Genomic DNA, 19765 nt, shown 5'->3' with positions numbered 1-19765 from the left:
TGATGCGACGGCAACGGTCGATCATTACGACACTGCGCCGGCCGATCCGAGCACTCGCCGCGATGCTGGCGGCGGTGAGCTGCACGGCGGTCGTCCCTACGGCCGTTACAGTCGCCTCGAATCACGTCTTCGACGACTTCGACGGACCCGCCGGGGCAGCCCCGGATCCCCGGCTCTGGCTGGCCGAGACGGGTTCCTCGGCGGAAAAGGGTTGGGAGCAGGGCAGCCTGCAGACCTATACCGACTCTAGAGCCAACGTCCGCCTGGACGGTCGGGGCCACCTGATCTTGCAGGCGCTGGAATCCGACGGCCATTACACCTCAGCACGTCTGGTGACCCGCGGGAGGGTCAACTTCCCCTCCGGAATCGTTGCGGCCCGGATCAAGTTACCCGCCGGCCAGGGAATTTGGCCGGCCTTCTGGATGCTGGGTTCGAATATCGCCGACGTCGGCTGGCCGCGGTGCGGCGAGGTCGACATCATGGAGTTGATCGGTACCGGCACCGAATATCATGTGGCACTGCACGGACCAAAAGCAGACCTGGTCGAAAGCGGCCCGTCGCCTGTGGACTTGACGGCGGGATTCCACACCTACTGGTCCAACCGCAGCACGGAGCGCATCACTATCGGCGTTGACGACATCACTCTCGCGGACTTCACCCCGGATGCGCTTCCGGCCGCGGCGCCCTGGGTGTTCGACACACCGATGTTCGTCATCTTGAACATCGCGGTTGGCGGTGACTGGCCTGGACCACCGGGTCCTTCGACGCCCTTTCCCGCCACCATGGTGGTCGACTGGTTCCGATTCGTTCCCACCCCGCTACCCGCATGAGGTCGCTCCGACGCATCATCGCCGAGCGCGCCCGTCGAGTGCCCGGCTGCGTCTAGCATCCAGTCATGGCGGCAGAATCGTCAGATGCGCCCCCCGTCGGGCAGCAGTCCCAACAGCCTGTGGCTGACACTGTCGAGGTCTGGCGATGGATTCCCGCAGCGATACTCGCCGCCGGTCTGATCGTCGCCGTAGCAGTGGTCGGAGCAGCAGGCATCGTCGTGAAGAACGCAAAGCCCGCAGTGCTCGTATCCGCGCCACAGAAGGCACGTACCGACGAGGTACTGACAAGCTCGACATGTCGAGCATGGGAGATAACCCGGTCGGCTCTTGGCGCCGTGCCACCGCTGCCGGAGAGCTGGAGCGCGGATACCCCCGACGCCGGCGCTGCTGTCACCAGGCGGGCAGCGGCGCTCGGCAAGGTTGTGGATTTCTTTGCACCGCAGGTCGGACCGGAACCGGCAGATGTCGCGGCAGCGGCCAACGACTTCATTGCCGCCCAACGTCGACAGATCCAGTTGCTGCGCGATCGAAGCTACACCGACGCTGACGGAGTTTCGGTCAATCTCGCCGCGGGCAGGCTCGATCAATTGTGCGCTGTATATCCGTAGTGGCAGAACATGTCTGATATCGGGGAATCAGGGCAGCGGACGTAAACCGGCATTGAGTCGGTCGAGGTAGTCCGCGATGTCGGGCATGACCGACTCCCTGGTGTGCACGCTGATGGCGACCATGTCGCCGATGCCGTGCACGCCATGAGTCAAGGCGATGGTGGGGGTCAGGAAGGGATAGCCGGCAGTCATGAACACCGGGCAACCACCGAAGTGCAGATCGGCTGCCCCGCGGTTGACGCTCGAGACTACGGTGTGCGCCATGACGGCATCGGGCAGCGGTCGCGACGCTAGCCAGCGCAGCAGCGGACCGGGCAGACTGGCCATCGCGGCTTCTTGGGCGCCGAACGCCGAATGCAGGCGGCGCCGGCGGCACGAGTCGAATTCCTCGGCGATGAGCCGAGCTCGTTCCGTTCGCGAGACAACATCGGGATGAAGCCGGATGAACTCGGCCGCGGAATGGTTGCGCGCCTGCGCCACACCAGGTTTGGCCATCGGCACCAGCGCGGTCAGCGTTGATACATCCTCACCGCGATCCCGCAAGTAACCCCCCAGCGCTTCGGAGATGGCCACCAGGGCTCCGACCGTCGCCGACTTGCCGGGCAGCTGAAATCGATGCCGGACAAACGTGCGCAGCAGCGGTGGTCCACTGGGGGTGCGGTTGGTGCGCAGCGGCTGCAGCGGACCCGCCGCAGCCGGGAGAACACCGGCAACGGTGTCGTTGTGAAGTTCCCGCCGCCGGCGTAACGCGTCGATGACCGATACGACCCGGCCGCCGAGCGCCGGGGCGTTCACGGGCGGCAGTTCTGTGTTGCGGCCCAACAGGAGTCCAGCGAGGGCGGCCGACCTAGTGCCGTCGGCGAACGCATGACTGATCTGGACGACGGCGACTGTCGCCGGCTGGCCCGAGCCACCGGGTACCCCACGCACGCCGACGAACAGGTGTATCCGCCACACGGCTTCGCGGGTATCGAGCTGCCGATGCTCAATGATCTCGCCACATGCTGCCAAGAAGTGAGCCCAGTCGTACTCGCCCGCCGAATGAACGACGATCTGCGCTGGATTCACCTCACCGGCGACCCAGACGGGAAACCCAAGGCCGGTGGCCCCGCGACCTACCCGCAAATGCAAATCGGGGCAGGCTTGCGCGCGGTTGAGCACCTCCGCTATCGCCTGATCAACCGATTCCGGGATGCCCGTAAAGCCGTAAACAAGCAATTGGTCGGTGTGCAGTCCAGTCGCAAACAGGAACCACGCGTCGGCGGGTGCTACGCGCGAGCTACCAGGCCAAGGAGAGTGCACCGTCGGCCCCATCCGTCCCCGCACCACAGTGCGCACTGAGAACCATTCGGATTCACGATATGCACACGAGCCGGGTCTCGGATGCCAATCGGGCCCCCCGTCACCCGGAAGTCGCTCCGAGCCGTCAATGGCATTTGCAGCGTTCGGGAATGGCACAGCGGCGCAACTGCCTACCATTCGGGCATGGCATCGATTTTGCCGCGCCGGCTCTGCGCGCTCGCTACGGTTATCATCGTAGTTCTCGGTCCGATGGCTCCGATGGCTCTGGCCGACCCCACAACCACAGGCGCCCTGGCGGATTCGCCGACGCTGCCATTGTCGGATCTGGGATCCTCCGACTCGATCTCCTTCGAAGTTCATCGCGACGTGACCAGCAAGGCGCTGTCGTTCTCCGCGCCGCAGGGATTGGCTCCGGTTGCATTGAACGCGACGCTCGAACTACCGGTGCCACTGCGCTTCGGCAGCATCGCAGTCACTCAGGACGGTCGAACCATCAGCAGAATGTCGCTACCTGCAGCCGATCAGGCCCAAGTGGTGATTCCGCTTGCGGGTCTTAAGGTTTACGGCGGCTGGGCAAGCGCCACATTGACGGCCACCGCGATTCCCGCCGACGATTTCTGCTGGGATCCGCTGGCCCCGATCAGATTGGTCAACGCCTCGGTCTCGTTCTCCGGACGCGAAGAAGCACCGACGACGGTGGCCGGATTCCTTCCGGCCGTCCTGAAGAAGTTGACCATCGCAATTCCGGCCAAGCCGTCACCCGCGGAGTCAGACGCCGCAGTTCAGCTCGCAGCCGCGGTCACCAGGCGTTACGGGGGCCAAAGTCCGGACATCGTCGTCGCCGCTGTGTCCCCTGGGAGGTCGACACCGGAGGACATTTCGGCGCCGCTGGAACGCCACATCCTCCTTCGGGAGAGCACCGACAAAGGTCTTTCACTCCAAGGCGCCGGACCAGTTCCGAGTCTGTCGATCTCCGGACCCGGTCCGGAGCTCACCAACCAGACCCGGCTGCTCACCGACGACTCATTGCAGTTCGCCGTCAGCCGCAAGGCCGTGGCTGCGCCGCTGCAAGTCGACCAGGAAGTCGTGGCCGACACCACCTCGCTGGATGACCTGAAGTTGTCGGGGCTCACCTCGGATGCACTGTGGCCGCAGGTCCAATTCGAGCTGAACCAGAGCCGCTTCGGTCACCCACTGGCCGGAATTCGGATCCACCTGACCGGTTCCTACACTCCGCTGCCGAGCGATTTCGGCGGCGAGGTGACCGTTATGGTCGGCACGACGACAATCGCTCGGTGGCCCGCTACGTCCGATGGAACCATCGATCGATGGGTCGAGGTCCCGAACGAACTGGTCCGGCGCACCACCACGGTCGAGGTCACTGTCCACACCACCGGCGACCCCGGACACTGCGGCGACTACCTGCCGATGACACTGCGTATCGACGGCAGCACGGTCGTCGAGGTGCACTCCGCGAATCCCCCGTCACCGCCGGGGTTCCAGTCCCTTCCCCAGTCGCTGACACCACGCGTGCAGTTCGGTATCGGACGGGATGCTTTCGCCGACACGCGCCGGGCGGCGCGAATCGCGATGGGTCTTCAGCAGACCAGCGGGATTCCGCTGGTGACGACCGTGACCAGCCTCAAGCAGGCCCTCGACAGCGGCGCTCCGGCCGTCCTGGTCTCCGCAGACGCCTGGAATGTCCCCGACGTCGTGTTGCCTTTCAGCACCGACCAAGGACGCATCGACATCGAAGGGGTGGGTCCGGACGGCAAGCCCATGTCATTGACTCTCGATCCGGCCGTCCGGTTCGGTTCGATGCAGACTGTGTTCGACGGGAAGCGGACGATCTTGGCCGCGACATCCAACGGCGCGCCGGCACAACTCGACCAGTTGTTGACGTGGTTGGGCAGTGAACGCGGCCGATGGTCGGGCCTTGACGGTCGGGCCCTGATCTCGGTGCCGGGCAGCGCGCCGATGAGCGTTCCGAATCCGCCGGAGGAGATCTCCGGCCGCCCGAAGACTGCCGATGCTCAGGGCGGGTCCGGATGGATCTGGTGGGCCGCCGGCGGAGTGGTGGCTGTGGCGGTTCTGGGCGCCGCAATGATTCTGTTCCGGTTGCGAGGCCGGCGGACCTAGCCGCAACGGCGGGTTCCGTACCGACCACACCGCATCATTCGGTTCGGCGGCGGCCGTAGAAGAAGCCGGCGGTGATCAGCACCTGCGCTGTGGCGTACACCCACCAGATCGACACTTGCAGTGCCGACGAGTCCACAACGAACCGTCCGACGCCGATCATGCCGTCGGACACCGCGAAGGTCACCGCGCCCAGGGCCGTCCACGGAGTGGGCAGCACGGCCAACAGCGCCGCACTGGCCATCGTTGCGAGCACCGCGATGTAGACCGTCACCGGGATCGTCAATCCGTCGGCCACCAGTCGCGGCCAGAACCACACCAACAACCCCGCGCAGGCGGCCAGCAGCACCGCCGCGCCAAGCAGCCGGGGACGGCTGTTCCCGCGCAGCGGCAGCAGCGCACCCAGGTAGCACAGGTGCGCCACCAGGAACGAGCCGAGCCCGAGCACGAACGACGGCTGCCACCACGGCATCGCGAGGAAGAAATCGCCGGCGGCCGAGAACAGCAGCGCCCCGACCAGCCAGCGCCGTTCCCGGCGGATGGGATGGCTCGCAGCCGCCACCGCCAGCAGCACGGCCATCAGCGCCTTGACGGCGGGTTGGCCGGGAAAGCGGCCGGTCAGATCTGCGCCGTCGGGCAGCCGCAGCGCCGTGACCACCAGGAAGACGCCGTAGCCGACCGCCACCGCCGCGCCCGCCAGCCACCAGGCTGTCAGGGTTCGTAAGTACGGTGGGCTCATGTCAAGTTCGGACAGACCGCCGGTGGACGCCATCCTGCAGAAGGTACTGGACGCGGTGCCGTTCCAACTCAGCGTCGACGACGGAATCGACGAAGCCCGGCGCCGGCTGCGGGAGCTGCCGCGCCGACCGGTCCACCCCGACCTGCGGGTCGAGGAACACCACATCGACGGGCCGGCCGGGCCGATCCCCGTACGGGTCTATTGGCCTGACGACGTGACCGCTGCTGCGCCGGTGACCATGTACTTCCACGGCGGCGGCTTCGCCGTCGGGGACCTGGACACCCACGACGGCACGGCACGCGAACATGCGGTGGCCGCCGCCAGCGTGGTCGTCTCCGTCGATTACCGGCTCGCGCCCGAACATCCATACCCCGCCGCCGTCGACGACGTGTGGGCTGCCACCCGCTGGGTGGCCGGCAATGCCGCACAGCTCGGAGCGGACCCCACCCGCTTGGCGGTGGCGGGCGATTCGGCCGGCGGCACCCTGGCGGCGGTGGTCGCCCAGCTCGCCCGCGACAGCGGCGGACCGCAGATCTCCTTCCAGCTGCTCTGGTATCCGTCGGCGATGTGGGACACCTCGCTGCCGTCGTTCGCCGAGAACGCCGACGCGCCGGTCCTGGACAACGTCGCCATCGCCGCATTCACCCGCTGGTACGCCGGACACCTCGACCTGAGCGACCCCCCTGCCGGCCTGGCTCCCGGGCGCGCTGCCGACCTGACGGGGCTACCGCCGGCCTATATCGCCATCGCCGGCCACGACCCGCTGCGCGACGACGGCGCCCGGTACGCCGAGCTGCTGGCCGCCGCGGGTGTAACAGTGGAGCTACACAATGCCGACACACTGGTGCATGGCTATCTCGGTTACGCCGGGGTGGTGCCGGCCGCCACCGCGGCGACCGAACGTGGATTGGCCGCCCTGCGTGCCGCTCTGCACGACTGACCTGCCGCAATGGTGCGGCGAGCAGCAAACCTTGTCGGGACCGTCCGGGAAGGCGACAATGGCATCAGATGTCACAATCTGGAGGGATTCACCCCATGAAAACTGCTGAAGCTGCCGGAACCCGGCGGACACTCGGCATCTGTCTCGGCTCGCTGGTCGCCGGCACGGCCATGGCCGTGATCGCCGCACCGTCGGCGGTGGCGGCACCCGACTGCAGCAAGCAGAACATCGACAGCACCGTCTCGACGGCGCAGAGCCAGATCCAGGGCTACCTGAGCACCCATCCGGATGGTCAGCGAATGTTGATGACCGCCGCGCTGCAGCCGCGCGCCCAGGCCTCCGCCACCCTGCAGGCCTACGCCCAGAGCAACCCGCAGGAGTACCAGGAGTTCACCGCGCTCCTGGCCCCGCTCGGCACCCTGCAGAAGCAGTGCGGCGTACAGGTCATCCCCGCGCAGTACCAGTGGGCGTTCGACCAGTTCGTCGGCTAGCACCCCACACGTGAGTCGAGCGACTCGGTGCTCGGCTTGTCGTGTGTTCGCTGCCCAACGATCCGCGCGAGCAGTAGACGCAAAAAGCCCCGCACACCTGGGTGTGCGGGGCCTTTTGCGTCTGTTCGGCAGTGAACCTGAGGCAGTGAACCCTAGACGGAGTTCTTCAGGTCCTCGACCTTGTCTAGCCGCTCCCAGGGCAGGTCGATGTCGGTGCGGCCGAAATGGCCGTACGCGGCGGTCTGCGCGTAGATCGGGCGCTTGAGGTCGAGATCGCGGATGATCGCGCCGGGCCGCAGGTCGAAAACCGCGGTGATGGCCTTCTCGATACGCGCGGTGTCCACGGTCTCGGTGCCGAAGGTCTCCACGAACAACCCGACCGGGGCGGCTTTGCCGATCGCATAGGCCACCTGGACCTCGACCCGCTCGGCCAGCCCCGCCGCGACGACGTTCTTGGCCACCCAGCGCATCGCGTACGCCGCCGAGCGGTCCACCTTGGACGGATCCTTGCCCGAGAACGCGCCGCCGCCGTGACGAGCCCAGCCGCCGTAGGTGTCGACGATGATCTTGCGGCCGGTCAGGCCGGCATCACCCATCGGGCCACCGACGACGAAGTTGCCCGTCGGGTTGACGAGCAGTCGGAAATCGGAGGTGTCCAGGCTCTCGTGCGCGAGGTCCTCGAGGACGGCCTTGACCACCTTCTCGCGGATGTCGGGAGCCAGCTCTTTCTCCAGGTCGACCCCGTCGGCGTGCTGGGTGGACAACACCACGGTGTCGAGCCGAACCGGGGTGGTGCCCTCGTACTGGATGGTGACCTGGGTCTTGCCGTCCGGGCGCAGGTAGTCCAGCGACTTGTTCTTGCGCACCTCGGTCAGCTTGCGGGAGAGCCGGTGCGCCAACGCGATCGGCAGCGGCATCAGCTCAGGAGTGTCGCGGATCGCGTAGCCGAACATCAGCCCCTGGTCGCCGGCACCCTGGGCGTCCAACGGATCCGCGGCGCCCTCGACGCGCGCCTCATGGGCGGTGTCCACGCCCTGGGCGATGTCGGGAGACTGCTTGCCGATGCCGATGTTGACCCCGCACGAGGCACCGTCGAAGCCCTTCTCCGAGGAGTCGTAGCCAATCTCCAGGATGCGCGCCCGGACGGTGTCGGTGATGTCGGCGAAGGCTTCCTTGGCCTGCGTGGTGACCTCACCGACGACGTGGACCTGCCCGGTGGTGACGAGGGTCTCGACCGCGACGCGGGAGTGCGGATCCTGAGCCAGGAGTGCGTCGAGCACTGAGTCGCTGATGGCGTCACAGATCTTGTCGGGGTGCCCTTCGGTTACCGACTCGCTGGTGAACAGCCGACCATTGTCGCTCACGGTCCCATCCCTTCCAATACTTAGTTCGGCGAATCGTATCGCGATCCCCGTCAGACCCAAGCGGGCACTTTCGGCCCGCGCAACCGCTTGTCTTGTTCTGCGACCGCTTCCCGATCGCTACGCTTCGCGTCCGCGCAGGAACGTGGCAATCGCGTCCACGATACGACTTGCCATCAGCGTCTTCGACCCGTGCTCCAGTGCGGCTTCGGTACCGTCGGCACCCAACAGCCAACCATCATTGCTGTCGACCTCGAATGCGCGGCCCTCCCCGACCGCGTTCACGACCAGCAGATCGCACGCCTTGCGGGCAAGCTTCGCCCTGGCGTGGAACAGCACATCGCCCTCGGCATCACCGGTTTCGGCCGCGAAACCGACGATGGCACGCATCTTGGGCAGCTGGCCGTCGGCACGCAGCCGGACCGCTTCGGCCAGTACGTCGTCGGTGCGCACCAGCTCGATCGCGGGGCCCTCGACCACGTCGAGCCGCTTTTTGATCTTGTTGGTTGCGACGTGCGCGGGGCGGAAGTCGGCGACCGCGGCAGCCATCACCAGTACATCGGCATCCGGAGCGTTCTTGGTCACCGCCTCATGTAGTTGAGCGGCCGAGGTGATGTGCAGGACGTCGACACCGGCGGGGTCCGCGAGGCCCGCGGTGTTGCCGGCGATCAGCGTGACATCGGCGCCCCGCTGGGCGGCCACCCGAGCCACCGCGTAGCCCTGCTTGCCGGAGCTGCGGTTGCCGATGAACCGCACGGGGTCGATCGCCTCGCGGGTACCGCCCGCACTGACCAGGATCTTGACGCCGCTCATGTCGTAGGGCATCGCGTCGGAACGGGCCAGCAGCAACTCGGCGAAGGTCGTGATCTCCTCGGGCTCGGGCAACCGCCCGGGACCGGTGTCGGCGCCGGTAAGGCGACCCGAGGCCGGTTCGAGCACGACCACCCCGCGGCGGCGCAACGTCGCGACGTTGTCGCAGGTGGCGGGGTGTAGCCACATCTCGGTGTGCATAGCCGGGGCGAACAGGACGGGGCACCGCGCGGTCAGCAGCGTCGCAGTCAGCAGATCATCGGCACGTCCGGCAACGGCGCGGGCCAGTAGGTCGGCGGTGGCGGGAGCGACGACGACGAGGTCGGCCTCCTGGCCCATCCGGACGTGTGGAACTTCGTCGACGTCGGTGAACACGCCGGTGCGAACCGGATGGCCGGACAGCGCCTCGAAGGTGGCGGCGCCGACGAACCGCAGCGCCGACTCGGTCGGGATGACACGGACGTCGTGCCCGGCTTCACTGAGCTGCCGAACGACCGAACACGCCTTGTAGGCGGCGATGCCACCGGCGACGCCGACGATGATCCGCTTACGGTTCATCAACTGGCCCGGCGTGGACTACTCGCCTTCGGTGTGTTCGAGCAGGTCACCGTGGATCTCGCGCAGCGAGATCGACAGCGGCTTCTCCTGTAGGCCCGGCTCGACCAGCGGTCCGACGTACTCGAGGATGCCGTCACCGAGCTGGTTGTAGTAGTCGTTGATCTGGCGGGCCCGCTTGGCGGCGTAGATCACCAGCGCGTACTTGCTCGACACCCGGTCCAGCAACTCGTCAATGGGCGGGTTGGTGATTCCCAGCGGCGTGTCATAGGCGGTTGCGGCACCCGGGGCCGGATCGTAGTGATCCGTGCTGGCTTGCGTCACGTAGAACTTCTTCCTGGCGGTTTAGATCGGAAAGACTTGAGTCTGGTGGGCCTTCTCGGGTCGCTGACGACCTCTCACACCGGCTTAGGCGCGTTGCCCACCAGCAAGGATACCAATTCGGCGCAGGCCGACTCCAATTGGCTGTTCACGACGACGACGTCGAAGTCGCCCTGGGCGGCCAATTCGGCGCGGGCGGTGGCCAGCCGGCGGGCCCGCACCTCGGGAGTCTCGGTGCCTCTGCCGACGAGCCGCTCCTCCAGCGCCTCCCAGTTCGGGGGTGCCAGGAACACCGTCAGCGCCTCCGGCATGGCGTGCTTCACCGCACGGGCGCCGGCGAGGTCAACCTCGATCAGCACCGGAACACCCGACTGCGCCGCGGCAGCCACCGGCGCGGCCAATGTGCCCGAGCGGTGCAAGCCGCCGTGGATCTCGGCCCATTCCAGCAGGTCGCCATGGTCGATCAGGCGCTGGAACTCCTCGGGCGAGACGAAGTGGTAGTCGACCCCGTCCACCTCGCCCGGGCGAGGTGCCCGTGTGGTGGCCGACACGCTGAAGTGCAGGTCGGGCAACTGCTCACGCAGCCGCCCGACGACGGTCGACTTTCCTACCGCAGAGGGGCCGGACAGCACCACAACTCGGCCGCGGCTACTGCCCGGCCCTCCGCCGGCGTCCATCGACCTCCCTAGGAGAAGTCGAACTTTTCCAGCAATGCCTTGCGCTGCCGATCGCCGAGGCCGCGCAAACGACGCGTCGGGGCGATTTCCAGCTCCGTCATGATTTCCTGCGCCTTGACCTTGCCCACCTTGGGCAGGGCTTCCAGCAGCGCGGAAACCTTCATCTTGCCGAGGACCTCGTCGGTCTCAGCGTCGGTGAGCACCTGCTTGAGGTTGGTGCCGCCGCGCTTGAGCCGATCCTTGAGCTCAGCTCGTGCTCGACGTGCGGCAGCAGCCTTCTCCAACGCGGCTGCGCGCTGCTCGTCGGTCAACTGGGGAAGGGCCACGGGTTCCTCCGTCTCATCACAATCATTGTTTTGCCTGGGCCGGGTTCTTCAGCCAGCGACGACGACCGTACCCACGCCCACTGACGAAATCTAACCCCACCCCCTGCTAACTGGCGCAAACCCGCAGGATATGGCCCAAGATTGCCTCGCCCGCGCGCCACCTGAAGGTGTTCGGCGGCGGGCCGGCTCCGCCGCACAAGCGGACGGCGACGATCGCAAAGGTCCCGCTCTACCAGCGGTTTCTCCAACCTGCGCGACGGTGGGCCACCCCGGCTGGGCCGTGACAGCCGGTTCGCGCGGCGAGATTTCACCTCACAGGCAGGTCACGGCGTGTCGCGCGTGTCGATGACGCAACGGCTGACCGACTAACGCACGCGTAGCAGCGCGCCAATTGATACATAGTTGCGCTACCTAGTGTCAGAAGTGGACGCAGTTGTGCAGTGACCGATTCGAATGTTGAAGGGCTGTGCCATGTCCATCACTCAATCCCCCCGAATTGCCGCCCGCGCGATCGACATCTCGGCGGCCGGACTGACGCTGGGTGCGGCGTCGGCGCAGGCCGACCCAGGTCCCCTCCCCTGTGGCTTCCAGGTCTTTCAGGGCTGCCAGGCACCCGGGCCGGGCCCGGCGAGCCCGGGACCGGTCGGCCGCGGGCCTGGCGGGCCGCCAGGGGACCACGGCGGGCCCGGCCCGGTGGGATGGCAGGGCCCCGGCGGCGGCCGGCAATGGCGCGGTGACGACTAGGGGCGGTTGGACCATCAGCCATTCGGTTACGGCGGGCACTGGGTCACGCCGATCTTCGATCCGAGCTTCCGCAACTGGGGCTTCTGGCTGTTCGGCGCCTGGATTCCGCTGCAGTACCGCACACCGGACATTTCCTCGCGGCCGGGTGTCCAGTGTGCGATCGCGGTCGAGGCGCTACAGTGCTCTCGGGGTGCTACAGGACTAGATGTTGGGAGACATCGTGGTTTCTGAGGCGCCCGAGGCTGCCCATTTGCAGGCCACCCGGCCCTACCCGGACCGGGTCGGACCCAAAGGCAATCTCATCTACAAGCTGATCACCACGACCGATCACAAGCTGATCGGGATCATGTATGTGGTCACCTGTTTCGCGTTCTTCTTCGTCGGCGGGTTGATGGCGCTGTTCATCCGCGCCGAGCTGGCCCTTCCCGGTCTGCAGTTCTTGTCCAACGAGCAGTACAACCAGCTGTTCACCATGCACGGCACGGCGATGCTGCTGTTCTACGCGACGCCCGTGGTGTTCGGGTTCGCCAACCTGGTGCTGCCGCTGCAGATCGGCGCCCCCGACGTCGCGTTCCCGCGGCTCAACGCATTGTCGTTCTGGCTGTTCCTATTCGGGGCGTTGATCGCACTCAGCGGGTTCATCACCCCCGGCGGTGCGGCGGACTTCGGCTGGACCGCTTACACCCCGCTCTCCGATGCCATGCACACCCCCGGTGCCGGCGGCGACCTCTGGATCCTGGGACTGGCCGTCGGCGGTCTGGGCACCATCCTCGGCGCGGTCAACATGATCACCACCGTGGTGTGCATGCGCGCCCCCGGCATGACCATGTTCCGGATGCCGATCTTCACCTGGAACATCCTGGTGACCAGCATCCTGGTCCTCCTGATCTTCCCGCTGCTGACGGCGGCGTTGTTCGGGTTGGCCGCCGACCGTCGCCTCGGTGCGCACATCTACGACCCCGCCAACGGCGGGCTGATCCTCTTCCAGCACCTGTTCTGGTACTTCGGTCACCCGGAGGTCTACGTCATCGCGCTGCCGTTCTTCGGCATCGTCTCCGAGATCTTCCCGGTGTTCTCGCGCAAGCCGATCTTCGGCTACACCACACTCGTCTTCGCCACCATGGGGATCGCGGCCTTGTCGGTCGCAGTGTGGGGCCACCACATGTACGTGACGGGAGCCGTTCTGCTGCCGTTCTTCTCGTTCATGACGTTCCTGATCGCCGTACCCACCGGCATCAAGTTCTTCAACTGGATCGGCACCATGTGGAAGGGTCAGCTGACCTTCGAATCGCCGATGCTGTTCTCCATCGGCTTCCTCCTGACCTTCCTCATCGGCGGGCTGTCGGGTGTGCTGCTGGCAAGCTCCCCCTTGGATTTCCACGTCAGTGACACCTATTTCGTCGTCGCGCACTTCCACTACGTGCTGTTCGGCACCATCGTGTTCGCGACCTACGCGGGGGTGTACTTCTGGTTCCCGAAGATGACCGGCCGGATGCTCGACGAAAGGTGGGCGAAGGCGCACTTCTGGCTGACCCTCATCGGTTTCCACGCCACGTTCCTGGTGCAGCACTGGCTCGGTGACGAGGGCATGCCGCGCCGCTACGCCGACTACCTGCCGACCGACGGCTTCACCACGCTGAACATCATCTCGACCGTCGGGGCGTTCACCCTGGGCGTGTCGGTGATCCCGTTCGTGTGGAACGTGTTCAAGAGCTGGCGCTACGGCGAGGTCGTCACCGTCGACGATCCCTGGGGCTACGGCAACTCCCTGGAATGGGCCACCAGCTGCCCGCCGCCGCGGCACAACTTCACCGAGCTGCCCAACATCCGCTCCGAGCGACCGGCTTTCGAGCTGCACTACCCGCACATGGTGCCGCGACTGCGCGCCGAGGCGCACGTCGGGCGGTCCCACCACCCGGAGATCGAGAACTCGACGGTCTAGGCCAGGTACGCCAGGGCGTCGCGCAGCTTCTCTCCTGCCGCCCGGACCGCGGCGACATCCGGTCCGGCGCGCAGGATCTCGCGTGACACCGCGGGCAGCAGCTGGCCGGGCCGCGCACCGCCCAGGCCACCAAGGGCCTCCGGCCGGCCGCCCTGCGCGCCCACCCCGGGCACCAACACCGGACCACCGAGCTGACTGACGTCCGGTACCTCGGCCAGCGTGGCACCGATGACCACGCCGACCGAACCCGGTTGCGCGGAAGCCGTCCGGTTGACGGCGGCGGCGGCGTCGACGACGGACTGGGCGACGGTACGCCCGCCGGTCACGGCCTGCTGCACCGAGGCGCCCTCCGGGTTGGACGTCGCGGCCAGCACGAACACACCGCGCCCATTGGTCGCGGCGAGGTCCAACAACGGTTGCAGCGAGCCGAATCCGAGATAGGGCGACGCGGTCACGGCGTCGGCCGCCAGCGGACCGTCACCGACCCACGCCTGGGCGTAGGCCGCCATTGTCGAGCCAATGTCGCCGCGCTTGGCATCGGCGAGTACTAGCACCCCGTCGCGCTGCAACGCGTCGGTGGTGCGTTCGAGCACCGCGAAACCCGCTGAGCCGTAGACCTCGAAGAAGGCAACCTGCGGTTTGACGACGGCGAATCCGGCGTAGGCCTGCACGCAGATGTCGCAGAAGCGCGCCAGCCCGTCGGCGGTGACGGGCAGGCCCCAGGACCGCAGCAATTCCGGGTGCGGGTCGATGCCCACACACAACGGGCCGCGGGTGGCGATAGCCGCGGCCAGTCGGGTGCCGAACGGCGGGCTGGAGCGAAGCGACTCGGGGGCCGGCACAGTCGGCTCAGTCATGAGTGAGCGTAGCGTGCAGTTCCTGCAGGCAGCGCACGTCGATGTCACCGCGGATGCCCGCCTCGATCCCCTGCACGGCAGCCGAGGCACCCTGCACGGTGGTGACGCACGGGATGTTCATCGACACCGCCGCCGAGCGGATCTCGTAACCGTCGATCCGGGGGCCCGAGTTGCCGTACGGGGTGTTGATCACCATGTTGACATCACCGGCCAGGATAGCGTCGACCGCTGACATGCGCGGGCGGCCCTCCCCCGGCTCCTCGAAATGCTTGCGCACCACGTCACACGGAATTCCGTTGCGCCGCAGCATCTCTGCGGTTCCCTCGGTCGCCAAAACCCGGAAGCCCAGGTCAGCCAGCCGCTTGACCGGGAACACCAGCGATCGCTTGTCGCGGTTGGCCACCGACACGAAGATCGTCCCGGAGCTCGGCAGCGACCCGTAGGCCGCGGTCTGGCTCTTGGCGAATGCGCTGCCAAAGTCGTGGTCGATGCCCATCACCTCACCGGTGGACTTCATCTCCGGTCCCAGCAGCGAGTCGATGCCCGTACCGTCCATCCGGCGGAACCGGTGGAACGGCAGGACCGCCTCCTTGACCGCGATGGGGGCGTTGGGCGAAACGCTGGCACCGTCGCCGGTGCGGTCCAGCACACCCTCTTCGCGAAGCTGGGAGATGCTGGCGCCCAGCATGACCCGCGCGCACGCCTTGGCCAGCGGGGTGGCGGTGGCCTTAGAGACGAACGGCACGGTGCGACTGGCACGGGGGTTGGCCTCCAGCACGTAGAGCACATCGTCCTTGAGCGCGTACTGCACGTTGAGCAACCCGACCACCCCGACACCGTGCGCGATCGCTTCCGTGGCCCGGCGCACCGCCTCGATGTCACTGCGGCCCAGCGTGACCGGCGGCAGCGCACACGCGGAGTCACCGGAATGGATGCCGGCCTCCTCGATGTGCTCCATCACGCCGCCGATGTAGACCTCGGTGCCGTCGCACAGTGCGTCGACGTCGATCTCGATGGCGTCCTCGAGGAACCGGTCAACCAGAACCGGGTGCTCGGGCGAGAGCTGGGTGGCGCGGGTGATGTAGCCGTGCAGGGTCTTCTCGTCGTAGACGATTTCCATACCGCGACCACCGAGCACATAGGACGGGCGGACCAGCACGGGATAGCCGATCCTGGCGGCGATCTCACGGGCCTGCTCGAAACTGGTGGCGGTGCCGAACTTCGGCGCCGGCAGCCCGGCATTGGCCAGCACCTGACCGAATCGGCCGCGGTCCTCGGCCAGGTCGATGGCCTCGGGCCGGGTTCCCACGATGGGCACCCCGGCGTCGGCGAGGCGCTGGGCCAGACCCAGCGGAGTCTGGCCGCCGAGCTGGACGATGACGCCGACCACGCCCGGACCGCCTTCGCCGGACTGCGACTCGGCGTGGTAAACCTCCAGCACGTCCTCGAAGGTGAGCGGTTCGAAGTACAGCCGGTCGGCGGTGTCGTAGTCGGTGGACACCGTCTCGGGGTTGCAGTTCACCATGACGGTCTCGAAGCCGGCCTCGGTCAACGTGGTCGCCGCGTGCACGCAGCTGTAGTCGAACTCGATGCCCTGCCCGATCCGGTTGGGCCCCGAGCCGAGGATCAGCACCTTGGGCCGTTCGGTCTGCGGGGCCACCTCGGTCTCCGCGGCGGGATCGAGCTCGTAGCTGGAGTAGTGATACGGCGTCTTGGCCTCGAACTCCGCCGCACACGTGTCGACGGTCTTGAACACCGGGTGGATGCCCAGCCGCTGACGCAGGGCCCGCACACCAGTCTCGCCGGCCAATTCCGGCCGCAGCGAGGCGATCTGGCGATCGGACAGCCCGTTGTGCTTGGCTCGGCGCAGCAGATCCTCGTCGAGCACCGGCGCGTCGATCAGTTCCCGGCGCAGCGCCACCAGACCGTTGATCTGCTCGACGAACCACGGGTCGACCCCGGAAGCCTGCGCGACGTCCTCGACCCCGGCGCCCAGCCGCAGCGCCAGCTCGATGTCGTAGAGGCGCCCCTCGATCGGGGTACGCAACCGCTCGAGGACCTCGTCGACCCAGCCGTCGTCGTCGGGCACGGTCCAGAACCCGGCCTTGGTGGTCTCCAGCGAACGCATCACCTTGCCGAGGGCCTCGATGAAGTTGCGGCCCAACGACATCGCCTCGCCGACCGACTTCATCGTCGTGGTCAGGGTGGGGTCGGCGCCGGGAAACTTCTCGAAGGCGAACCGCGGCGCCTTGACCACCACGTAGTCCAGCGTCGGCTCGAAACAGGCCGGGGTTTCCTTGGTTATGTCGTTGACGATCTCGTCGAGGGTGTAGCCGATGGCCAGCTTCGCGGCGATCTTGGCGATCGGGAAGCCGGTCGCCTTGGAGGCCAGTGCGCTCGAGCGCGACACCCGCGGGTTCATCTCGATGACGATCAGCCGGCCGTCTTTGGGATCCACCGCGAACTGGATGTTACAGCCGCCGGTGTCGACGCCGACCTCCCGAAGGATCGCGATGCCCAGGTCGCGCATCCGCTGGTATTCGCGGTCGGTCAGCGTCATCGCCGGGGCGACAGTCACCGAGTCACCGGTGTGCACCCCCATCGGGTCGACGTTCTCGATCGAGCACACCACCACCACGTTGTCGTGGTGGTCGCGCATCAGCTCGAGCTCGTATTCCTTCCAGCCGTAGATGGATTCCTCAATGAGCACGTTCGCCGACGGGGAGGCCGCCAGACCATCGCCCGCCATCCGCTCGACGTCCTCGAGTGAGTGCGCCATGCCCGAGCCCAGCCCGCCCATGGTGAAGGAGGGGCGAACGACGACTGGAAGCCCGAGTTCGGCGACTGTCTCGCGCACTTCGGCCATGGTGAAGCAGACCCGCGACTTCGCCGACTCGCCACCGACTTTCGCGACGATGTCCTTGAACTTCTGCCGGTCCTCACCGCGCTGGATGGCGTCGAAGTCGGCGCCGATCATCTCGACGCCGTACTTCTCCAGCACACCGTCATTGTGTAGCGCGACTGCGGTGTTCAGCGCGGTCTGCCCACCCAGGGTGGCCAGTACGGCGTCGATCTTGTTGCCGCGCGCGGCCTGCTGGGCGATGACCTTCTCGACGAAGGCCGAGGTGATCGGTTCGACGTAGGTGTAGTCGGCGTACTCGGGGTCGGTCATGATCGTGGCCGGATTGGAGTTGACCAGGCTGACGGTCAGTCCTTCGGCACGCAACACCCGGCACGCCTGTGTGCCCGAGTAGTCGAATTCGCAGGCCTGGCCGATGACGATCGGCCCGGAGCCGATGACCAGGACATGGTTGAGGTCGGTGCGGCGTGGCATTAGTTCCCTCCGGCGCGAGCGTGCGCGAACGTGACGAAAGAAGCGGCGTGTCGCGTGCGGACACGCACGCTCGCGGTAAAGGGCATCCTCATTTGGTGCCGTCCATCAGATCGACGAACTGGTCGAACAGGTAATTGGCGTCGTGCGGGCCTGCGGCGGCCTCGGGGTGATACTGCACCGAAAAGGCCCGCCCGCTGACGAGTTTGATGCCTTCGACCACGCCGTCATTGGCGCAGGTGTGGCTGACCACCGCCGGCCCGAAGTCGGTGCCGAACTCCTCGCCGGCCTCGCCTTCCAGGGCGAAACCGTGGTTCTGGGCGGTGATCGCGACGTTGCCGGTGATGTGGTCGATGACCGGGACGTTGATGCCGCGGTGGCCGAACACCATCTTGTAGGTGGACCTCCCCAGCGCCCGGCCGAGGATCTGATTGCCGAAACAGATTCCGAACAGCGGGATATCGGCACCGAGTACCTCGCGGGTGACGGCGACGACATGGTCGGCGGTCGCCGGATCGCCCGGCCCGTTGGACAGGAACACCCCGTCCGGCTTGAGCTCGGTGATCTGCTCGAAGGTGGCCGACGATGGCAGCACATGGGTCCGGATGCCACGCAGGGCGAAGTTGCGCGGCGTGTTGGTCTTGATGCCAAGATCGAGGGCGACGACGTTGAACCGCTGCGACCCTTCGGGTTCCACCGTGTACGCCTGCGGAGTCGTGACCTCACCGGCCAGGTCGGCGCCCAGCATCGCGGGCTGGCTGCGCACCCGGCGCAGCATTTCCTCGGCATCGGCGGCCGCCGGGCCGGAGAACACCCCGGCCCTCATCGAGCCGCGGCTGCGCAGATGGCGCACGATCGCCCGGGTGTCCACGCCGGCGATACCGACGATGTTCTGGCGCTTCAGCTCGTCGTCCAGCGTGCCGGTGGAACGCCAGTTCGACGCGCGCGGCGACGGGTCGCGCACCACGTAGCCGGCCACCCAGATCCGGTCGCCGCGGCTCTCGGCGTCCTCATGGTTCCAGCCGGTGTTGCCGATCTGCGGGGCGGTGGCCACCACGATCTGCCGGTGATAGCTGGGGTCGGTCAGGGTCTCCTGGTAACCGGACATCCCGGTGGAGAACACCGCCTCGCCGAGAGTCTCTCCGACGGCACCGAACTCGGTACCGGTGAAGACCCGGCCGTCCTCCAGGACCAGGTGGGCTGTTGAGGTCACGCTGCTTCTCCTGTTGTCGTCCAGCGGGCGTAGTCGCGGCGGTCGTCGCCGCGAAAGCCCGTATCGATCTCGGTGCCCGACGGCAGCCGCCACCGAATCGCGAGGATGCCGGCCGGCGAATCGGGCTTGTTACGACCGCCCGGGATGACTTTTCCGGCCAGTCCGCGCACGGTGCGAACGGCGGTGATCGCGTCCTGCGGCATCCAGATCGGGGTGGCGCCGGAGCGCTCGAGCAGGATGCCCTCCGGATAGCGAGTCAAAACGGCCTTCGACCGGTAACCCAGATCACCGACGGCGATGCGTTCCAGCCAGGCTGTGGATGAGCCGCCGGCGCGAAGACCATCGGGATCCGCGAGCGTACTGCCCAGGTAGAGGCCCCTGGTCGGGGCCACGATCGCCGAGCTGAGCATCTCGGGCATGGTCGGCAACTCACCGAGCAGCTCGACCTGCCGTTCGGCCCGATGCTTCCAGCCGCGCAGCATTCGGCGGATCACCACGCCGATGATGACGACTATCACGAAAGCAAAGACGAATGAGCCGATGGCGGTACCGGTGTTCATGCCACCCCTCGCCCAAACCGAC

18 protein-coding genes are annotated in these 19765 nt (G+C 67.0%); 7 read left to right on the top strand and 11 right to left on the bottom strand.

The annotated features are described in order from the left end of the window. Window positions 1–2 precede the first annotated feature (2 nt). Together ACXDF8_RS03500 and ACXDF8_RS03495 are read left to right on the top strand one after the other, a co-directional pair. The gene (locus tag ACXDF8_RS03500) at window positions 3–830 is read left to right on the top strand and encodes a glycoside hydrolase family 16 protein (protein WP_457221854.1); all 828 of its coding nucleotides are present in this window, start codon (window positions 3–5) and stop codon (window positions 828–830) included. 119 nt (window positions 831–949) lie between these two features. Beyond that, the gene (locus ACXDF8_RS03495; RefSeq protein WP_457221853.1) at window positions 950–1438 is read left to right on the top strand and encodes a hypothetical protein; all 489 of its coding nucleotides are present in this window, start codon (window positions 950–952) and stop codon (window positions 1436–1438) included. 27 nt (window positions 1439–1465) lie between these two features. Here the strand turns inward: ACXDF8_RS03495 and ACXDF8_RS03490 are convergent, their stop codons facing one another. Beyond that, window positions 1466–2449 carry a WS/DGAT domain-containing protein gene (locus ACXDF8_RS03490; protein ID WP_457221852.1) on the bottom strand — a complete coding sequence of 328 codons (984 nt, stop codon included), beginning with the start codon at window positions 2447–2449 and terminating at the stop codon, window positions 1466–1468. A 474-nt stretch (window positions 2450–2923) separates the two neighbouring features. Between ACXDF8_RS03490 and ACXDF8_RS03485 the strand changes: the two genes are divergently transcribed. Beyond that, window positions 2924–4879 (top strand): hypothetical protein, encoded by a 1956-nt coding sequence (locus tag ACXDF8_RS03485; RefSeq protein WP_457221851.1) that lies wholly within the window; start codon window positions 2924–2926, stop codon window positions 4877–4879. 34 nt (window positions 4880–4913) lie between these two features. On the opposite strand, the gene ACXDF8_RS03480 is transcribed toward ACXDF8_RS03485, so the two are convergent. Then, window positions 4914–5615, bottom strand: a complete 702-nt coding sequence (locus ACXDF8_RS03480) for a lysoplasmalogenase (RefSeq protein ID WP_457221850.1) — start codon at window positions 5613–5615, stop codon at window positions 4914–4916. On the opposite strand from ACXDF8_RS03480, the gene ACXDF8_RS03475 reads away from it, so the two are divergent. Further along, window positions 5614–6555 carry an esterase LipI gene (locus ACXDF8_RS03475; RefSeq protein ID WP_457221849.1) on the top strand — a complete coding sequence of 314 codons (942 nt, stop codon included), beginning with the start codon at window positions 5614–5616 and terminating at the stop codon, window positions 6553–6555. The genes ACXDF8_RS03480 and ACXDF8_RS03475 overlap by 2 nt on opposite strands. A gap of 95 nt (window positions 6556–6650) precedes the next feature. Continuing rightward, window positions 6651–7046 carry a hemophore-related protein gene (locus ACXDF8_RS03470; RefSeq protein ID WP_457221848.1) on the top strand — a complete coding sequence of 132 codons (396 nt, stop codon included), beginning with the start codon at window positions 6651–6653 and terminating at the stop codon, window positions 7044–7046. Between the two features lie 152 nt (window positions 7047–7198). On the opposite strand, the gene metK is transcribed toward ACXDF8_RS03470, so the two are convergent. From metK to mihF, 5 genes are all read right to left on the bottom strand, one after another. Continuing rightward, on the bottom strand, window positions 7199–8410 hold the full coding sequence (gene metK, locus ACXDF8_RS03465) for a methionine adenosyltransferase (RefSeq protein ID WP_457221847.1): 1212 nt from the start codon (window positions 8408–8410) through the stop codon (window positions 7199–7201). A 117-nt stretch (window positions 8411–8527) separates the two neighbouring features. Next, window positions 8528–9775, bottom strand: a complete 1248-nt coding sequence (gene coaBC, locus ACXDF8_RS03460; protein WP_457221846.1) for a bifunctional phosphopantothenoylcysteine decarboxylase/phosphopantothenate--cysteine ligase CoaBC — start codon at window positions 9773–9775, stop codon at window positions 8528–8530. A gap of 18 nt (window positions 9776–9793) precedes the next feature. Further along, window positions 9794–10096 (bottom strand): DNA-directed RNA polymerase subunit omega, encoded by a 303-nt coding sequence (gene rpoZ / locus ACXDF8_RS03455; RefSeq protein WP_078022067.1) that lies wholly within the window; start codon window positions 10094–10096, stop codon window positions 9794–9796. Between the two features lie 74 nt (window positions 10097–10170). Next, complete coding sequence (gene gmk / locus ACXDF8_RS03450; RefSeq protein WP_457221845.1) at window positions 10171–10770, bottom strand: guanylate kinase; 600 nt, start codon at window positions 10768–10770, stop codon at window positions 10171–10173. Window positions 10771–10778: 8 nt separating this feature from the next. Continuing rightward, window positions 10779–11096, bottom strand: a complete 318-nt coding sequence (mihF, locus tag ACXDF8_RS03445) for an integration host factor, actinobacterial type (protein ID WP_011894593.1) — start codon at window positions 11094–11096, stop codon at window positions 10779–10781. A 471-nt stretch (window positions 11097–11567) separates the two neighbouring features. Between mihF and ACXDF8_RS03440 the strand changes: the two genes are divergently transcribed. Both ACXDF8_RS03440 and ctaD read left to right on the top strand, forming a co-directional pair. After that, window positions 11568–11840: a hypothetical protein gene (locus tag ACXDF8_RS03440; RefSeq protein ID WP_457221844.1), complete on the top strand. Its 273-nt coding sequence runs from the start codon at window positions 11568–11570 to the stop codon at window positions 11838–11840. Between the two features lie 220 nt (window positions 11841–12060). Then, complete coding sequence (gene ctaD / locus ACXDF8_RS03435; RefSeq protein ID WP_457221843.1) at window positions 12061–13782, top strand: aa3-type cytochrome oxidase subunit I; 1722 nt, start codon at window positions 12061–12063, stop codon at window positions 13780–13782. Here the strand turns inward: ctaD and pyrF are convergent. The 4 genes from pyrF to ACXDF8_RS03415 all read right to left on the bottom strand — a co-directional run bounded on the left by pyrF (window position 13779) and on the right by ACXDF8_RS03415 (window position 19743). Continuing rightward, entirely contained in the window at window positions 13779–14639 is an 861-nt protein-coding gene (gene pyrF / locus ACXDF8_RS03430) for an orotidine-5'-phosphate decarboxylase (protein WP_457221842.1), read from the bottom strand. The genes ctaD and pyrF overlap by 4 nt on opposite strands. Next, on the bottom strand, window positions 14632–17973 hold the full coding sequence (carB, locus tag ACXDF8_RS03425; RefSeq protein WP_457221841.1) for a carbamoyl-phosphate synthase large subunit: 3342 nt from the start codon (window positions 17971–17973) through the stop codon (window positions 14632–14634). Before carB ends, pyrF begins: the two co-directional genes overlap by 8 nt. 88 nt (window positions 17974–18061) lie before the next feature. Next, entirely contained in the window at window positions 18062–19183 is a 1122-nt protein-coding gene (gene carA, locus ACXDF8_RS03420) for a glutamine-hydrolyzing carbamoyl-phosphate synthase small subunit (RefSeq protein WP_457221840.1), read from the bottom strand. After that, on the bottom strand, window positions 19180–19743 hold the full coding sequence (locus ACXDF8_RS03415; RefSeq protein ID WP_457221839.1) for a PH-like domain-containing protein: 564 nt from the start codon (window positions 19741–19743) through the stop codon (window positions 19180–19182). Before ACXDF8_RS03415 ends, carA begins: the two co-directional genes overlap by 4 nt. Between the last annotated feature and the right edge of the window lie 22 nt (window positions 19744–19765).

The sequence above is a fragment of the Mycolicibacterium sp. CBM1 genome (assembly GCF_054073305.1).
This window is presented reverse-complemented; position numbering and strand designations above follow the sequence as displayed.